This is a genomic window from Streptomyces sp. NPDC002537, from assembly GCF_053594975.1.
Map to the genome: position 1 here is coordinate 15,983 of NZ_JBSFWT010000085.1, position 15,578 is coordinate 31,560.

At 66.0% G+C, this 15,578-nt stretch carries 13 protein-coding genes; 5 read left to right on the forward strand and 8 right to left on the reverse strand.

Translation table 11 applies throughout. The annotated features are described in order from the left end of the window. Nucleotides 1-36 precede the first annotated feature (36 nt). Nucleotides 37-816, reverse strand: coding sequence for a DsbA family protein (locus ACWD4A_RS28945; protein ID WP_451198439.1), 780 nt, complete (start codon nt 814-816; stop codon nt 37-39). 63 nt (nt 817-879) lie between these two features. After that, nucleotides 880-1,380: a MauE/DoxX family redox-associated membrane protein gene (locus ACWD4A_RS28950; protein WP_451198440.1), complete on the reverse strand. Its 501-nt coding sequence runs from the start codon at nt 1,378-1,380 to the stop codon at nt 880-882. Between the two features lie 512 nt (nt 1,381-1,892). Between ACWD4A_RS28950 and ACWD4A_RS28955 the strand changes: the two genes are divergently transcribed. Together ACWD4A_RS28955 and ACWD4A_RS28960 are read left to right on the forward strand one after the other, a co-directional pair. Next, on the forward strand, nt 1,893-4,505 hold the full coding sequence (locus ACWD4A_RS28955; protein WP_451198441.1) for a LuxR C-terminal-related transcriptional regulator: 2,613 nt from the start codon (nt 1,893-1,895) through the stop codon (nt 4,503-4,505). A 60-nt stretch (nt 4,506-4,565) separates the two neighbouring features. After that, nucleotides 4,566-5,387, forward strand: coding sequence for a COG1470 family protein (locus ACWD4A_RS28960; RefSeq protein WP_451198442.1), 822 nt, complete (start codon nt 4,566-4,568; stop codon nt 5,385-5,387). A gap of 288 nt (nt 5,388-5,675) precedes the next feature. On the opposite strand, the gene ACWD4A_RS28965 is transcribed toward ACWD4A_RS28960, so the two are convergent. Beyond that, complete coding sequence (locus ACWD4A_RS28965; protein WP_451198443.1) at nt 5,676-6,317, reverse strand: hypothetical protein; 642 nt, start codon at nt 6,315-6,317, stop codon at nt 5,676-5,678. Between the two features lie 439 nt (nt 6,318-6,756). Here ACWD4A_RS28965 and ACWD4A_RS28970 point away from each other — a divergent pair, with 439 nt between their 5' ends. From ACWD4A_RS28970 to ACWD4A_RS28980, 3 genes are all read left to right on the forward strand, one after another. Then, nucleotides 6,757-7,602, forward strand: coding sequence for a hypothetical protein (locus ACWD4A_RS28970; protein ID WP_451198445.1), 846 nt, complete (start codon nt 6,757-6,759; stop codon nt 7,600-7,602). 597 nt (nt 7,603-8,199) lie between these two features. After that, entirely contained in the window at nt 8,200-9,921 is a 1,722-nt protein-coding gene (gene ctaD, locus ACWD4A_RS28975) for an aa3-type cytochrome oxidase subunit I (RefSeq protein WP_451198446.1), read from the forward strand. A gap of 5 nt (nt 9,922-9,926) precedes the next feature. Then, nucleotides 9,927-10,286, forward strand: coding sequence for a hypothetical protein (locus ACWD4A_RS28980; protein WP_451198447.1), 360 nt, complete (start codon nt 9,927-9,929; stop codon nt 10,284-10,286). Between the two features lie 112 nt (nt 10,287-10,398). Here the strand turns inward: ACWD4A_RS28980 and ACWD4A_RS28985 are convergent, their stop codons facing one another. From ACWD4A_RS28985 to aroB, 5 genes are all read right to left on the reverse strand, one after another. Continuing rightward, complete coding sequence (locus tag ACWD4A_RS28985) at nt 10,399-11,334, reverse strand: PfkB family carbohydrate kinase (protein ID WP_451198448.1); 936 nt, start codon at nt 11,332-11,334, stop codon at nt 10,399-10,401. 4 nt (nt 11,335-11,338) lie between these two features. Continuing rightward, nucleotides 11,339-12,346, reverse strand: a complete 1,008-nt coding sequence (locus ACWD4A_RS28990; protein ID WP_451198449.1) for an ADP-ribosylglycohydrolase family protein — start codon at nt 12,344-12,346, stop codon at nt 11,339-11,341. A gap of 136 nt (nt 12,347-12,482) precedes the next feature. Then, entirely contained in the window at nt 12,483-13,076 is a 594-nt protein-coding gene (locus tag ACWD4A_RS28995) for a cysteine hydrolase family protein (protein WP_451198450.1), read from the reverse strand. After that, a complete protein-coding gene (locus ACWD4A_RS29000; protein ID WP_451198451.1) occupies nt 13,073-14,524 on the reverse strand; it encodes a purine-cytosine permease family protein in 1,452 nt (483 codons plus the stop codon). The genes ACWD4A_RS28995 and ACWD4A_RS29000 overlap by 4 nt, the downstream gene beginning before the upstream one ends. A gap of 115 nt (nt 14,525-14,639) precedes the next feature. Continuing rightward, a partial coding sequence (aroB, locus tag ACWD4A_RS29005; protein WP_451198452.1) for a 3-dehydroquinate synthase occupies nt 14,640-15,578 on the reverse strand: 939 nt, incomplete at its 5' end.

Consider the following 15,578-nt stretch of genomic DNA (forward strand, 5'->3'; position numbering starts at 1 on the left):
CAGACTCAGCGGTCTTCGCGACGGGTCACCGCGGCATCAGCCTTTCTTGGCGGCATCGTTGACGAGCTGGGTGATCCGCTGCGCGGTGAACGGATTCTCCCTGTCATTCACAAGGTTCTTGCCATTGAAGATGATGGACGGGGTGGTCTTGATGGCGGACTGCCGGTCGAAGGCGTGCTGGACCTTCCCGACCCAGGTGTCGTGGGTGCCCTCGGTGACACTTGCCACGAACTTCGCGCTCTTGAGGCCGGTCACCTTGGAGGCGAGGTCGAGGAGGACCTTTTTGTCACCGAAGCGATCGTCGAGTTCGCTAGGCTGGTTGGCGAACAGCAGATCGTGGTACTCACGGAACTTTCCGGAGTCCTGAGCGCTGGCCGCGGCGCTGGCCGCGTGCTTGGACCCGTTGCCGGACGATATGCGGTCGATGAACGACAGTATGTGGTACTCGACGCGCAGCTTCCCCTCGTCCTCCAGTTTGTTGACAGCTCCGTGGATCTCCTTCTCCACCATCCCGCATCCGGGGCAGCGGAAGTCCTCGTAGGCCGTGAGGGTGACCGGCGCGTCCGGTTTGCCGACCGCGATGACCAGGTCTTGTTTTCCTGTGGCACCGGCGGGTGCCACAGGCGGCCGCGTGTCCCGGGGTTTGTTCGACTGGATGAGGACCGTGACGCCGACGGCCGTTGCCAGCGCCAACGACACGCCGACGACAGTACCGAGCCTTCGCCGGCGTTCGGCACGTTCCACTTCGCGTCGGCGTTCAGCGCGCAGACGCTCACGGGCACTGCTGCGTGCGGAGGAGGATCGGTTCTTGCTCACGGACGTACCCATCAGATATTCAAGTGCCGGCTCGGCAAATGCTGTGGCGGTGGGCCACTGTGGTCATTTTTCGATGGACAGACAGCTGTGCGGGCGCCAGATCAGCCAAGTGCTCATGGTCAGGAAACCGGTGTCACGCAGCAGTTCCTGGACGTACCGGGTCCGGGACGGATCGACTTCCCCTCCCCCGCCGAAGCAGCCGCAATCGATGCTCATGCCGCGCACCCATGCCTGGGCGATCGCGGCCATGAACAGGACGAGCAGCACGGCGGAGAGCGCGGCGGTGAAGCGCGTGCAGAGGCCCACCGCCAAGAGGACCGCCAGACAGAGCTCAAACGCCGGAAGTCCGAAGCCGACATCTGCGACCAAGCCGTCCGGGAGCACGTGGTACGCACGCACCGCCTCAACGGACGCGTCAGCGTTCAGGAGCTTCTCGCACCCTGCCCAGAACCATGTGGCGGCCAGGCCGAACCGCACCGCCGTGCTGATCCACGGCGCGTGCTTCTTCAGCGAGGACTTCACTGATCGAGGGGCGGCGTCCCGGTTTTGTTCCGCCTCGGTCACTCCTGGCCTTCCTGCGTCACCGGTCGGCACTGTCCGCGTCCGCACGGCACGCGGCACGGCGTACCGACCCACTGAGCAGCGAGATGAATTCTCGCTGTCCCCGGAGCATGACACTTCGTCCACCCAAGAGGACAGTCACGAGAGATCTCTTTATCAGGCCATAAAGATTTGCTATGAGCGCCCCGTGCCCACTCCTCCGCCGCAGAGAACCCACCCGCACCCTCAACTGCCGATAATCCGACGCAGGAAAACTGACACACAAATCGAATCGCTGTCGGGATCCAGTGGTTTCCGCTCGCCTAAGAGAGCAGAGCAAGGCGCGGCCCGATGCCGTTTGTTGACGAGGGTGTATCCAAATGGACGACGTCCAATGGCAACGACGCTACGTAGCATGATGGTGAGAACTACGGGGCAGTCGCCGACCCGACGGATGCCTGCCTTTCCCTGCACGGCCGCGGAAATTTCCTTTTCCGTAGCAGAGCCATCAGCATAACTCCCATCAGGTGCGGATAATGACCACGGCCCCTCCGTTCACACGCCTCGCGCCAGTGCCGCGGCCCCGTTTGCGCCGCCTTTTCACCGCCCACGTCTCAGCTGCCCGGGTCGTGCTCGTGACGGCTCCCACGGGTTCAGGAAAAACAACCGCCTTGGCCGACTGGGCGTCTTGGAACAACCAAGAAAATGGCCACAACACCGCCTGGATCAGCCTGGACGGCTCAGAACGTGATTCCGCCCGGCTCCTGGCACGGATGGTCAATGTGCTGTCGGCCGCGGCGCCGGTCGCGGGAACAGCGGAACTTCTCGCCGGCTCGGCGGGAAAGGAATGGCGTGACCTCCTCCCGGAGGTGCTGGCATGGCTCAAGCGCCTGCCTCAGCCGGTCACCCTGGTCATTGACCGACTTCACCGTGTGCGCGCGGCTGAGGTCCACCAGCTTCTGGCGCAACTCGTCCGCCACGCCTGCCCTTTCCTGCAGTTGGTGTTCGCCACGCAGACGCGCAGGCATCTGCCCTGGCTGAGCCCCCGTAGCGGAGGAGACATCCTGGCGGTCCCTGCTCAGAAACTGCTGTTCACCCGCTCCGAGATCGAGGCCCTGTGCTCTGAGCGCGGGATAGAGGCCTCCGGCTCCCTGGTCGAGAGTCTTCTCAAAGCCACCGGCGGGTGGGCTCACAGCCTGGCCGAAGTGGTGAACGGCCTGGCCAATGGTTCTCCTGCGGACCTGCCTTCCCTCCTCGTACGCGCGCACCAGGAAGCCGCCTCATTGCTGGCGCGGGAAGCGGCAGTGCACGAATCGGACAGGGACTGGCTGGCCCTGCTGAAGCTCAGCGTCGTGGAGGATCCGCTCGTCGCCGGCCTCCCCACGCTCATCACCGGTCGCTCGGACGCCGGTGGCGTCCTGCACCGCTGCGCTGACGCCAGCGGACTGGTGACCTCGCATGAAGACGGTTACCGGTTCCTGCCCGGCATCGCGGCGCCAATGCGTGTCCTGCTGCACGAGCGACTGGGGGCCGAACTGGTGGAAAGGGCCCATCTCGCGGCGATGGACTGGCATCGCGACCACGGATCTCCCGCCCGCGCGGTGGATCACGCGTTGTCGGGACGCGACTTCACTCGCGCATGGACATTGCTGCGCGACACCGCGGTGCTGTTGTGCCTCTCAGGTGAAGGGAAAAGCGTTCTCCGCCTTCTCGGGCGCTTCCACACCACGCAGGACACTCCTCCCCGGCCTGAAGCCGACGCACTGTACGCCCTGGCCCTCACCGTGCTCGGCCGCTTCGAGGACGGTGCTGCCGTCCTCGAGAGAGCGGAGCAAGGACTGGCCGAGGAATCCCCTCGTCCGTCCCGCACATGGGTCGAGTGGGCGATCGCGATCGTGCACTTGATGCAGTGCCACCAGGACGGTGATCTCGGTGCCGCCACTCACAGCAGCGAGACGGTCCGTAAAGTGCTCGCCAAAGCCGACAGCCGACTGTGGGCCGGCTCGGCCAGGGAACACGAGACACTGCTCGCTCCCTATCTGGCCTTGACCGACTGGTGGCAAGGGGACGGGGACCGGGCCCGCCGCCAGCTCAACGCGAGCCGGCTCGACGCCGAGCTCCACGGACGGACAGCACAGGCGAGCGGATACGCCGCGCTCTCCTCACTTCTCTCCTATCTCGACGGGTACGCGGCTCAGCCTGATCCGCTCGCCTCGCTGAGCGGCGATGGGGTCTCCGGCACGCTGCGTGAGCTGTACAACAGCTTCGTCTCCATCTGTGACGGGCGCCGTGCCTGGGAGCGGGGCGACCTCCAGACTCTTGAACAGGCCCTCGACCGCTTCGGCCACGCGCCGACGGCATTGCGCGCGCTGTGCGCCACCGAAACCGACCTGCTGCAGGCCGAACTGCACCTCGCCCGGAAGAACGCGTGGGCCGCACAACGGGCCGTGACCGCCGTGGAAACACGTCAACGAATCGGAGACCCTCCCGGCTGGAGAGCGCGTGCCGTCTATACGGGCGTGCGTGTCCGTCTGGCACTGGGCCGTACGAACGATGCCGCGGCGCTGCTGCGCAGGGGCAGCGCCGAACTCCAGCACCCGTACGGACGCCTGGCCGCAGCTCATGTGAAACTCGCGACGGGAACTTGCCCCTCTGATGCCCTCGCCTTGCTGGAACCGTTGCGCAACGGCGGGCAGTGGCGAAGTACGTTCAAGGCCGAGGCGTGGCTGCTGTCGGCTCTGGCATGGCAGCAGTCCGGCAGGCCCGGCATGAGGGTGCGGCAGGCGCTTCGCCAGGCGGCTTCCTTGGCCCATCACGAGGGAATGGTGCGTATTTTCCAGGAGCAAGCGCCATGGTGCCGCCCCCTGCTCGTGGCTTGCGCGGCCGATACAGGAGACCCGGACGGGCACGTCACTTCGCTGCTCAAGGTCCTCAGCGCGGACGTCGATCCGGGCACGCAACTGTCGCGCAGGGAGCGGGAAGTCGTGGCACTCCTGGTCGGCGACCTCACTCTGATTGAAATAGCCGAGCGTCTCTGCGTATCCGTGAACACGGTCAAGACTCAGGTCCGCAGCGTCTACCGCAAGCTCGGGGTGTCCAAACGCCGTGAAGCCGTCGCCGAAGCCAGGGCGCGCGGGCTGCTCGGCTGAGCCACGCCTTACGGAGGAGAAGGAGCGCACAGCAGTGTTCGACATCGAGGACGTCGTCCAGTGAGTTTGCGAGCGGAGCTCACGACGTCACAGAAACCACTGGTGCCAGGCGGGGAGACCGAGGCGGAGCTGCTGATCTGTAACGAGGGGCAGGCCGATGCCGTCTATACGCTGTCGCTGGTGGGGGACATCGCCGAGCAGGCCGGACGCGACCGGGGCCGGATAGCGGTGCGGGCCGGGGAGCGTCGGAAGGTGGGGATTCCCCTCGCCCTTCCCCCGGGTTCGCGAATGGCTCCAGGGCCGACGGTCTTCGCGGTCATGGTGCAGTCGGTGGACAATCCCCGTGTCGTGTCAGTGCCTGAAGCTGTGGTGCAGGTGGGAGTGCGCCACGAAATCGACGCACGCTTTACGAGGGCGAAGGTACGAGGCCGCCTGTCGGGGAGCACCCTGCTGTGGGTCCGCAATCTGGGTAACGCGAAATCTTGCATCCGTATCTCAGATGATTCCGGGAGCGGTACCGCCACCGTGGGTATCGGTCATGCCGAGCTCGATCTCCGCCCGGGTTGTCAAGGACGCGTGGAGGTCCAAGCCAAGGGGAAGAAGCTGCTTCTGACCGGAAAACCCATCACATACAGAGTCCCTGTTCGAGTAGAAGTAGAGGGCACGACAGCCGCCGTGGTCGAGTTCGCATACGACCAGGTCCCTCTTCTGAGCAGGCGGCTCGCCAGGTCGACTGTCGGGCTGGCCGCACTCGTCGCGGCGGGCGCTTTGCTGTGGAGCCTGCCCGGTAGTGCCGAGGCGACGTACCACGCGCGGCTGACACAGCAGAGCTCAACACTGAAGCTGAAGTGTGTTGCAGAAGACCATAATCAGAAACCCTGAACTGGGGAGTTGACCTACCTGGTCATGCGGCGCAGACGAGGCTGCACCATGTGGGCGACGGTCAGGTCGTGGGCCACGGCCGGACACCACGGACGATACTCACAACAGCCTCCGTCCGGTCGAAGGGTGACCACATGTGCTGTCGGACAGAACATATCGGGGCCGCTCTTCGCGCGAGGCTCCTGTGCCATTGAGGGACATGTCGAACACCTCCCCCAACGGCACAGGAGCCGCGTGCATGGCGGGCACCGACACCCGATCAGTATCCTTGCCAAATAAGCCCGCTGCTCACGGTTCGATGTGAATCGAGTAGTGGATGTCGTAATCCCAGGTGGAGACTCCGATACCAGTCTCCTTGAAAGACCATACGCCAGGCATGACGCGGGCCTCGTGCCCAAGGTCGGCCACTGCGATTTCTTTCTCCAGAGTCCCTAGAACGTCGTCCGGGTCGGACGCCTCGATAACAGCCGCAACCCCCTTGTCAACGATTCCCACGACAACCTTGGCAGCCTTGTCAGCGGCCAGGCCACCGACGTAAGAGACGACGGGGATCAGGAACGGGTTCAGGCCTGCGGTAGCGACAGCCAGCGCAGGGGCGACGACATAGTGCGCGTTTTCGGCCAAGCTGTCGGCGATTTCCCGTACCGCCTTCCGGTATCCCTTACCCTCCCAGTCCTTACCGAAGTCACTATCGATAGCACGTAGGTTGATGATAAGGTTTCCGGATTTCGGGAGTTCGCCGTTGAAGATGACGCGCTGGTCGTCAGCGAATGCCAGGATCTGACCTTCCCGGATGTCGACCGGCTTCGTCAGGATGGGCTGGATGACAGAATCCGCTGCCACCGCCCCTTGGATGTAGATCTCATCCGATCCGACGATGTCTTCAGTATCCCGGCAAGAAATCCGGTCGAGAATCACCTTCAGCTTCATATTCCAGCCCATTCTTGTGCTCTGTTCAGCGCAGCGGCGAGCCACTCGAAATCGAGGCCACCGCTCCTTGGCATGCGACCAGTGGAGCCACTCTCATAGGTCACATGCTTGACCATATTGCTGCCTCCATTTGACAGTCCGCAGCCATAGGTTGACTCCTCACCGACACTCTCCGACATTCCGTACCTGTCCTCACGATGTCGACAATTGACGGCAAGGAGTCAACCTATGATTACGAATTTCCCGAACATAGGCACATAGCGTCAGGTACACAGCCTGGTCTCCGCCGAGGCAGAAGGCGCCAAGTCTCCGGCCAGCCACGAACTTGCATGTCGGCAAGACCCGAAGAGACCACGGGTGTGTCAATATTCAGACGAGCTCCTCTCCGAGCTAATTCAATTAATTCAACACTGCTGTCAATTCCAGAACGGGTTGGACTGTGAAGCTGAAGGTTGTTCTCGATCGAGTCACTTGCCGCGATACCGAAGACATCGTCGGGGCGGATGAGTTCTACGTTCGAGGTACTGTGACGACGAGCCTTGTCTCGAAGTTCTTCCTGACGGAGCCCATGAACATTCGAGTGGGCCAAACCCTGTCCTTCGATAAAGATCAGCGCATCATCTTCGAGGGCGACCTACCGAAGTCCGGAGAGATTTCCGTTGCGCTGGAGGCTTGGGACAGTGACTCCGGCAAGGGCTGGGAGGAGGGCACTTACCGAAAGGTACTCAACGAGATTGGCGGAGCTTTCGCTGATAAAGCGCCAACCGCAATCGCTGCCGCTCTGAAGTCCAGCGACGTCAAGGCCAGCAGCACCAAGGCTGGCGACACCAAGGCCAGCAGCACCAAGGCCGATGACACCAAGGCCAGTAGCACCAAGGCCAGTAGCACCAAGGCCGGTGACACCAAGGCCGGCGACACCAAGGCCGGCGACACCAAGGCCAGTAGCACCAAGGCCGGTGACACCAAGGTCGATGCCACGAAGCCTGCGGTGCAGCCTGCGGCCGGCCCGGATCTGTCCATTCAGATGCGCAATCTGGCTGTGGACGCCGCCCTTACCCCCAAGGTGGGCAAAGCCGTGCTGGAAATCGCTGACCAGATCCTGTCGTCCGTGGTGGCATCGGTCGACGCAGACGACGCTCTCGGATTTGCCCAGCTGGACCTTGCGATCGCCGACCTCGGCACCGAGGCCTGTGTAAAGCGTGAGGTTGTTAATTTCAAGCAGGAGGGCATTGGCGTGTCCACCTGGGACTACGACCTCCACTACTCGATTCACGTCGAACCGTAAACAGCCCGGCCCCAGGGTATTGGTGACATGACAGAGCCCCTTGGCGCTGAGGTGTTGATCTCACTCGACACCGGCACCAAGGGGCTCTGCCGATTCTGCGTCGTTCCCAACTCGATATCTCTCACGACTTAGTCGAGCCGTCTCGCACCTGACCCATTCCTGCCATGAATTCACCGAGGCGCAGGACGGGCCGCTTCGAGCGCGCTCTGCCAACGCTGGCGTATCCGTGGAAGAACAAGACGTTCGTGCAGGACAGGGCCGACTTCTGGGTATCGGAATCGACGGCCTGGCGGTATGTCGACGGGATCAACCCTGCATCCCCTTATGAGGTCATAGATCTGCCATATGCAGGCGGCACCTCGAAAACAGTCACGGTACATTGCTGCGGGCGATGCCGACATCCCCCGTCTCCGTTCCGCTTTCCAGTGGGGAGAAGTACGCCCATCGCCCCAACCAACGCTGTTCCAAAATTCCGTCGTCGGCGAGCGACCGAAGTTTGCCGAACACGCCTCGCCGACGGGTTCTGGACTCCCCGTGACCTGGGGTGGTGAGCAGACGGCGGTACTGCGGCCAGCGACGAGCACTTCAGAGGTTTACGTGACAACACTCTCTTCCGAGCCCCGGAGCGCCGACGCGGTCCAAGGGACGCGCCCGGCGGCTCCGCCGAACCGGGTCAAGAAACCGGGCGACGCCGTCGTGAAGTGGATGACCTCCACCGACCACAAGACGATCGGGTCGCTGTACCTGATCACGTCGTTCGCGTTCTTCTGCATCGGCGGCCTGCTGGCGCTGCTGATGCGCGCCGAACTTGCCCGCCCGGGTACGCAGTTCATGTCGAACGAGCAGTTCAACCAGGCGTTCACGATGCACGGCACGATCATGCTGCTGATGTTCGCGACGCCGCTGTTCGCCGGTTTCGCCAACTGGATCATGCCGCTGCAGATCGGCGCGCCCGACGTGGCGTTCCCCCGGCTGAACATGTTCGCCTACTGGCTCTACGTCTTCGGCTCCCTCATAGGAGTCGGCGGCTTTCTCACCCCGCAGGGCGCGGCCGACTTCGGCTGGTTCGCCTACTCCCCGCTGACGAATGCCGTCCACTCCCCCGGCGTCGGCGGTGACATGTGGATCATGGGCCTGGTCCTCTCCGGGTTCGGCACGATCCTCGGCGCGGTCAACTTCATCACCACCATCATCTGCATGCGCGCGCCCGGCATGACCATGTTCCGGCTGCCGATGTTCGTGTGGAACGTGCTGCTGACCAGCCTGCTGATTCTGCTGGCCTTCCCGGTTCTGGCCGCGGCTCTTCTCGCGCTGGAGATGGACCGCAAGTACGGGGCGCACATCTTCGACGCGTCCAACGGCGGGGCTCTGCTGTGGCAGCACCTCTTCTGGTTCTTCGGCCACCCCGAGGTCTACATCATCGCCCTGCCGTTCTTCGGCATCGTCTCCGAGATCATCCCGGTCTTCAGCCGGAAGCCGCTGTTCGGTTACGGCGGGCTGATCGCCGCCACCATCGCCATCGCGGGTCTCGCGATCACCGTGTGGGCGCACCACATGTACGTGACCGGTGGTGTGCTGCTGCCGTTCTTCTCGTTCATGACCTTCCTGATCGCGGTGCCGACCGGTGTGAAGTTCTTCAACTGGATCGGCACGATGTGGAAGGGTTCACTCTCCTTCGAGACGCCGATGCTCTTCACCATCGGTTTCCTCGTGACGTTCCTCTTCGGTGGTCTGACCGGTGTCGTCCTGGCCGCGCCGCCACTGGACTTCCACGTCTCCGACTCGTACTTCGTGGTCGCGCACTTCCACTACGTGATCTTCGGTACGGTCGTCTTCGCGATGTTCGCCGGCTTCCACTTCTGGTGGCCGAAGTTCACCGGCAAGATGCTGGACGAGCGCCTCGGCAAGATCACCTTCTGGACGCTGTTCGTGGGCTTCCACGGCACGTTCCTCGTCCAGCACTGGCTGGGTGTCGAGGGCATGCCCCGCCGCTACGCCGACTACCTGGCCGCCGACGGCTTCACCACGCTGAACACGATTTCCAGCGCTTCGTCCTTCCTGCTGGGCCTGTCGATCCTGCCGTTCTTCTACAACGTCTGGAAGACCGCCAAGTACGGCAAGAAGGTCGAGGTCGACGACCCATGGGGCTACGGCCGCTCGCTGGAATGGGCGACCTCCTGCCCGCCCCCGCGGCACAACTTCCTCACCCTGCCGCGGATCCGTTCCGAGTCCCCGGCTTTCGACCTCCACCACCCCGAGGTCGCCGAACTGGAGCTGGAACAGAACCACACACCGGCTCCCGCTCGCGACGGGAGGTGACCGGCATGAGCCGCCCGGCGGAAAGCCACGACCACCCGGTCCGGTCCATCGACCACGGACTGCGGCAGCTCGACGGTTACCTCTACTGGCAGGCCGAACTGGCCACCGCCCGCCAGGAAGCCACCGCCTTCTGCGACCACCTGCCCTGGCTCACCACCAGCGAACGTCAAGAACTCGAAGACCACTACACACGGGCCCGCACCAAAACCGCAGAAGCCACGACCCGGCGCATCGCCGACCGCTGCATCGAACTCCGCCAGGAATACGAAGCACGCTACCGACAACTACGCCGACGCACCGTGACGACCTCAGCCATCGTCACATCAGGGCTGTGCGCCACGCTGACGATGGTGCTGTGCCGATAGTGGATTTCAGCCCACCGCGACGATCCTGACCGTGATCTCGCTCAGGGCAACAACCACCGTCCCGTCCGACCACCCCGGTTGGACGGGACGGCTTTTCGTCCACCAGCCATTGTCACCAGCAGCCGATGAACGCGCCCAGCGCCGCCGCGTCGGGGGCGGTGGCCGGTCCGGCAAGCGTGACGGCCATCGCCGCGGCGGCATTGGCGCGATACGCGGCGGCACACGGGGCGATGCCCTGGGCGAGCGTGGCCATGAAGACGCCGGTATGGGCGTCACCCGCACCGTTGAGGTCGACGGGATCGACGGGAAAGCCCGGGATCGCGCTGAACGTCCCGTCGTGGTGAAGCAGGCAGCCGTCCGGTCCCGTACGTACCAGGGCCGAGCCGTTCACCAGGCGGTCCCCCAGCGCGAGGGCGGCGGCACACGGGTCGTCGATGCCGGTGAGCAGCGCCGCTTCGCGGGCGTTGCAGCTCAACCAGGTGGCCCGGTCGAGCAACATCTCCAGTGCGTCGACAGGAATCCCGTGGACCAGCGGGCCGGGGTCGACTACGACATCGACCGTCGGGTCCAGCCGCGACAACCAGCCGGTCAATGCGGCGCGGTTGGCCTCGTACAGCAGGCTGTAGCCGGAGACGTAGACCAGCTGGCGCTTGTCCGGCCGTAGACCGGTCAGGTCGTCGCCGCTCAGTGTGGACTCCGCGCCTGGGCTGGTGGCGAAGGTGCGCTCGCCGCCGGCGTCGACCAGGCAGACCACGAAGCCGGTGTCCAGTCCGGTACGCGGCCGCAGCCGTACCTTGATGCCTTCGGCGCGCAGCGCGGCGCGGGCCCGTTCCCCGAAGGGGCCGGTGCCGTGCGCGCCGGCGTAGGTGACGGGCATGCCTTGCCGGGCCGCCGCGGCCATGACGTTGAAGCCGCCGCCCGGGGTCGTGTCCGTGCGGGTGGCGAGGACGTCGCCGGAGCGCTCGGGCAGCGCGGGTACGTTCAGGACCAGGTCCATGACCACGTTGCCCAGGTGCAGGATCCGGTCGTAGCGTCGGCTCGCGGACATCGGATCAGCCCCGTCGGCGCAGCAGGAGCAGTCGAGCGGCGGTGTCGTCCAGGTCAAGTGAGTTGGCTCCGTTCAGGGTGGCTCGCGCCTCGGCCGGGAAGGCGGCCACGCCATGGCAGGCGCCGCCGATCGCGCCCGTGATGGCGGCGATGGTGTCGCAGTCCCCTCCTACGGACGCCGCGAGGAGCGCCGCCCGCCACGGGTCGTCCGGGCAGGCGGCCAGGATCGCGAAGGCGGCCGGTACGGATTCCTGTGTGGCGAGGCTGGTGCCCACGAGTGTGAAGACCTGCTCGCATGCTTGTTCCTCGGGCAGTCCCCGTACCAGCCGGGTCGCCCAGAGGATGCGCTCCGCGACGTCGGCCGCGGCCGCCCAATGGCCACGGCCGGACGCCATGCGGGCCGCCGCGACGGCCGGTTCCAGGGCGTCGAGGACGGAAGTGCCGTCGAGCCCCGCGCTGATGGCGGCGCCCACGGCCGCCGCTCCCGCCAGTGCTACACCGGTGTTGTGGGTCAGGCTGCTGGCCTCTACGACCCGGTCCACCAGCGCTCCCGGATTCGTCGAGGCCACCGCGATGCCCACGGATGCGATCCGCATCGCGGCGCCATTGGTGGTGCCGTAGCGGCCGGTCTCCGTGACCGGCACGCCTGCGAGGACCCGTTCGACCGCGCTTTTGGTGGAGGGGCCGAGGAGATCGAGTGAGCCTCGGACCCGCATGTCGTCTTCCCAGGCGAGCAGACGCCGTGCCAGCTCCGCCGCGTCGACGGTGCCCTCACCGTCCAGCAGTACGCGGGCCAGCAGCAGGGTCTGTTCGGTGTCGTCGGTGACCGTGCCCACAGGCATCCCGGCCGCGATCGGGTGGTCGGCGGGCGCCGCGTGGAAGCCGGTGAGCACAGGCCCGTAACGGGAGACGATCTGCGGGCGCGACAGCATCTGCGTCGGCATGCCGAGAGCGTCGCCGAGGGCGAGTCCGTAGAGGGCGCCGGCAGCGCGGCTCTGGAGAGTGGGGCTCATGGTGCTTCCCGTGTCGGTGGAGGGTGATGCGGACGTTCGGTGCGGGAGGGGTCATCTGCCGATGTCGGGGGCTGTCGCCGTGTCGATACGGGAGGGTGTCGATGTACAGGCCAGAGCCTTCCGGAACGGGCGCCCATCACGGCGCTCCACCGGCGAGCAAGTCGGCCACAGTGGTCACCTGGATCATCGGCCGGTACAGCTCCATCACCCGCAGAGCCGTCTCGTGGGAGTCGGCGTCCACGCCCGCGCAGGCGTCGGCGACCACCCGTACCCCGACTCCGGCGTCGGCTGCGGCCAGCGCGGTGGACAGGACACAGCAGTCGGTGCTGACACCGGTCAGTACGAGCCTCCCGCCCGTGCCGACACGTTCGGCGAGCTCCGGACCCCATTTGCTGAAGGTGGTCGCGTCCAGCATGTGCCGCGCCCGTTCGGCGAATGCGTCTGTTTCGGCGAACGCATCCGCGAGCTGCCAGAGCCTGGCGTGCGGCGGTCGCAGGGCGAAGGGCCACTGGGCGTAGTACGCCGTCCAGGAGCCGTGTGGTGTCTCGGGTGCGAGGAAGCGGGTGAAGCTGACCCGGTCACCGAAGAGCGGCAGCAGTCGGCGAATGCCCTCGGCGGCATGGTCGAAGCCTGGTACGGCCCACGGGCTGTCCGGATCGGCGAACACGCGCTGCATGTCGACGACGGCCAAGTGCCCGGCGAGCCCGTCGGCCGGACCGGGGGCCCTCATGCGCTGAACGTCCTTTCCCGCGCCGGTGCCTCTGATCGCTGCCGTTCCTGGGCACGTACCCGTCCACGACCGGTCGCGAGCGTGCCGAGGAAGCCGAGCAGGAGCGCGGCCAGGACGCCGAGGTTGGCGGATGCCCAGGCGCCCCCGGTGCCTCCGAGTCCCAGCGGCCCGAGCAGGTACCCCTGCCAGGCCAGCCAGCCGGCGGCGGAGTTGGTGACCAGGCCCCAGCCGAGCACGGTGGCGGCGACGGTGAGCAGCAGGGGCAGCGGCGCGACGTCGCCGTACCGGCCGTGGCGTCGGTAGAGGTCCGCCGTGGTGTAGTCGCTCCTGCGCAGTGCCAGGTCGGCGAGCATGACGCCGCACCAGGCGGCGACCGGGACGCCCAGTGTGGTCAGGAAGCCGGTGAACTGTCCGAGGAAGTCGTCGCTGAAGAAGACGATGTAGAAGGCGCCCGCCGTCATCAGGACTCCGTCGGTCAGCGCGGCCAGGTGGCGCGGTATGCGCAGGCCGGCCGCGAGGAGGGCCAGGCTGGAGGAGTAGATGTCCAGCACCGCGCCGCCGATCAGGCCGAGGACCGCGACGACGGCGAAGGGGATCAGGAACCAGGTGGGGAGGATGGTGGTCAGCGCACCGACCGGGTCGCGGGCGATAGCGGTGTGGAGTCCCGCCGAGGAACCCGCCAGGAGCAGGCCGAAGACCAGGAGGACGAGCGGCGCCGACGAGGCGCCGACCGTAGTCCAGAGGGCGACTTTCCGGTTGTTGGTGCCACGCGGCAGGTAACGGGAGTAATCGGCCGCGGCGTTGACCCATCCCAGGCCGAAGCCTGTCAGCATGAAGACCAGCGCGCCGATGAACTGCTGGGCGGATCCTGTCGGCACGGCGCTGACGGCGGGCCAGTGGATGTGATGGGCCACGAGCGCGATGTAGACGGCGGTCAGGACGCCGGTGACCGCGGTGATCAGGGTCTGCAGGCGCATGATCAGGCCGAAGCCCATGACTCCGCCCACCACGGTCAGCACGCTGACCACCACCAGGACCGTCGCCTTGGTCCAGGTGCCGCCGCCCCACCCGAGGCGGTCGAAGACCGTCGATGTGGCCATGGCCGCCAATGCGGTGAGTACGGTCTCCCAGCCGACGGTGAGAACCCAGGAGATCGCGGCGGGCAGCCTGTTCCCTCGTACGCCGTACGCGGCGCGGCTGAGGACCATGGTCGGCGCGGAGCCATGTTTACCGGCGATCGCGATCAGGCCGCAGAGCAGGAACGAGAACACGATGCCGATCACACCGGCGGCGAGGGCCTGCCAGAACGAGATACCGAAATCGAGCGCGAAGGCGCCGTAACTCAGGCCCAGGACGGAGATGTTGGCCCCGAACCAGGGCCAGAACAGCTGTCGCGGAGTGCCCCCGCGTTCCGCCTCGCCGATGCTGTCGAGGCCGTGGGTCTCCATCCGGATGTGCTGACCCGCAGATCGGTTGTCACAAGTGTCGGTCACCTTCAGCCCGCCCTTCTGCAAGTACCGCCCCGAGGCGGACGGCCTCGGGCCTGACGTCGGTCGGCAGTCGTCATCTGGCACACCCGCTGGTCAGGATTTCCTCCGGGGCGCGGGTTCCGGTCAAGGTTCCACCGGCGATCTCCGCGTGCGCGGCGAGGAGCATCGCCGGGTCGGGGCTTTCGAGGACGGTGGGCTTGGCGAGGCCGTCGAGGACGATGAAGCGCAGCCGGTCGCCGCGGGACTTCTTGTCGACTTTCATGGTCTCGACGAGCTTGGGCCACTGGTCGCCGCGGTAGGTGACGGGCAGGCCGACGGAGGTGAGGATCGCGCGGTGCCGGTCGGCGGTCGCGTCGTCCAGGCGGCCCGCGATGCGGCCGAGTTCGGCGGCGAAGACCATGCCGACGGAGACCGCGGCGCCGTGCCGCCAGTTGTAGCGCTCGTTCTTCTCGATCGCGTGGGCGAGGGTGTGCCCGTAGTTGAGGATCTCGCGCAGGCCCGACTCCCTGAGGTCGGCGGAGACCACCTCGGCCTTGACGCGGATGGCGCGCTCGATCAGTTCCGCCGTGTGCGGGCCCTCGGGGCTGCGTGCGCCCTGCGGGTCGGCCTCGATGAGGCCGAGGATGGCCGGGTCGGCGATGAAGCCCGCCTTGATCACCTCGGCCAGACCGGAGACGTAGTCGTTGACGGGCAGCGATTCCAGCGCGGCGAGGTCGCACAGCACCCCGGCCGGGGGATGGAAGGCGCCGACGAGGTTCTTGCCCTCGGCGGTGTTGATACCCGTCTTGCCCCCGACCGCGGCGTCGACCATGCCCAGCACCGTGGTGGGCACCGCGATCCAGCGGACCCCGCGCAGCCACGTCGCGGCCACGAACCCGGCCAGGTCCGTAGTGGCCCCGCCGCCCACGCCGACGATGACGTCGGTGCGGGTGAAACCGGTCTGCCCGAGCGCCTTCCAGCAGTAGGCCGCGACCTCGACGGTCTTGGACTCCTCCGCGTTGGGCAGCTGGAC

Excerpts from the sequence above, each read along its gene's own strand:
- ACWD4A_RS28955 (WP_451198441.1), top strand. The coding sequence starts at position 1,893 with ATGACCACGGCCCCTCCGTTCACACGCCTCGCGCCAGTGCCGCGGCCC.
- ACWD4A_RS28965 (WP_451198443.1), bottom strand. The coding sequence starts at position 6,317 with ATGAAGCTGAAGGTGATTCTCGACCGGATTTCTTGCCGGGATACTGAA.
- ACWD4A_RS28980 (WP_451198447.1), top strand. The coding sequence starts at position 9,927 with ATGAGCCGCCCGGCGGAAAGCCACGACCACCCGGTCCGGTCCATCGAC.
- ACWD4A_RS28985 (WP_451198448.1), bottom strand. The coding sequence starts at position 11,334 with ATGTCCGCGAGCCGACGCTACGACCGGATCCTGCACCTGGGCAACGTG.
- ACWD4A_RS28990 (WP_451198449.1), bottom strand. The coding sequence starts at position 12,346 with ATGAGCCCCACTCTCCAGAGCCGCGCTGCCGGCGCCCTCTACGGACTC.
- ACWD4A_RS28995 (WP_451198450.1), bottom strand. The coding sequence starts at position 13,076 with ATGAGGGCCCCCGGTCCGGCCGACGGGCTCGCCGGGCACTTGGCCGTC.
- ACWD4A_RS29000 (WP_451198451.1), bottom strand. The coding sequence starts at position 14,524 with ATGGAGACCCACGGCCTCGACAGCATCGGCGAGGCGGAACGCGGGGGC.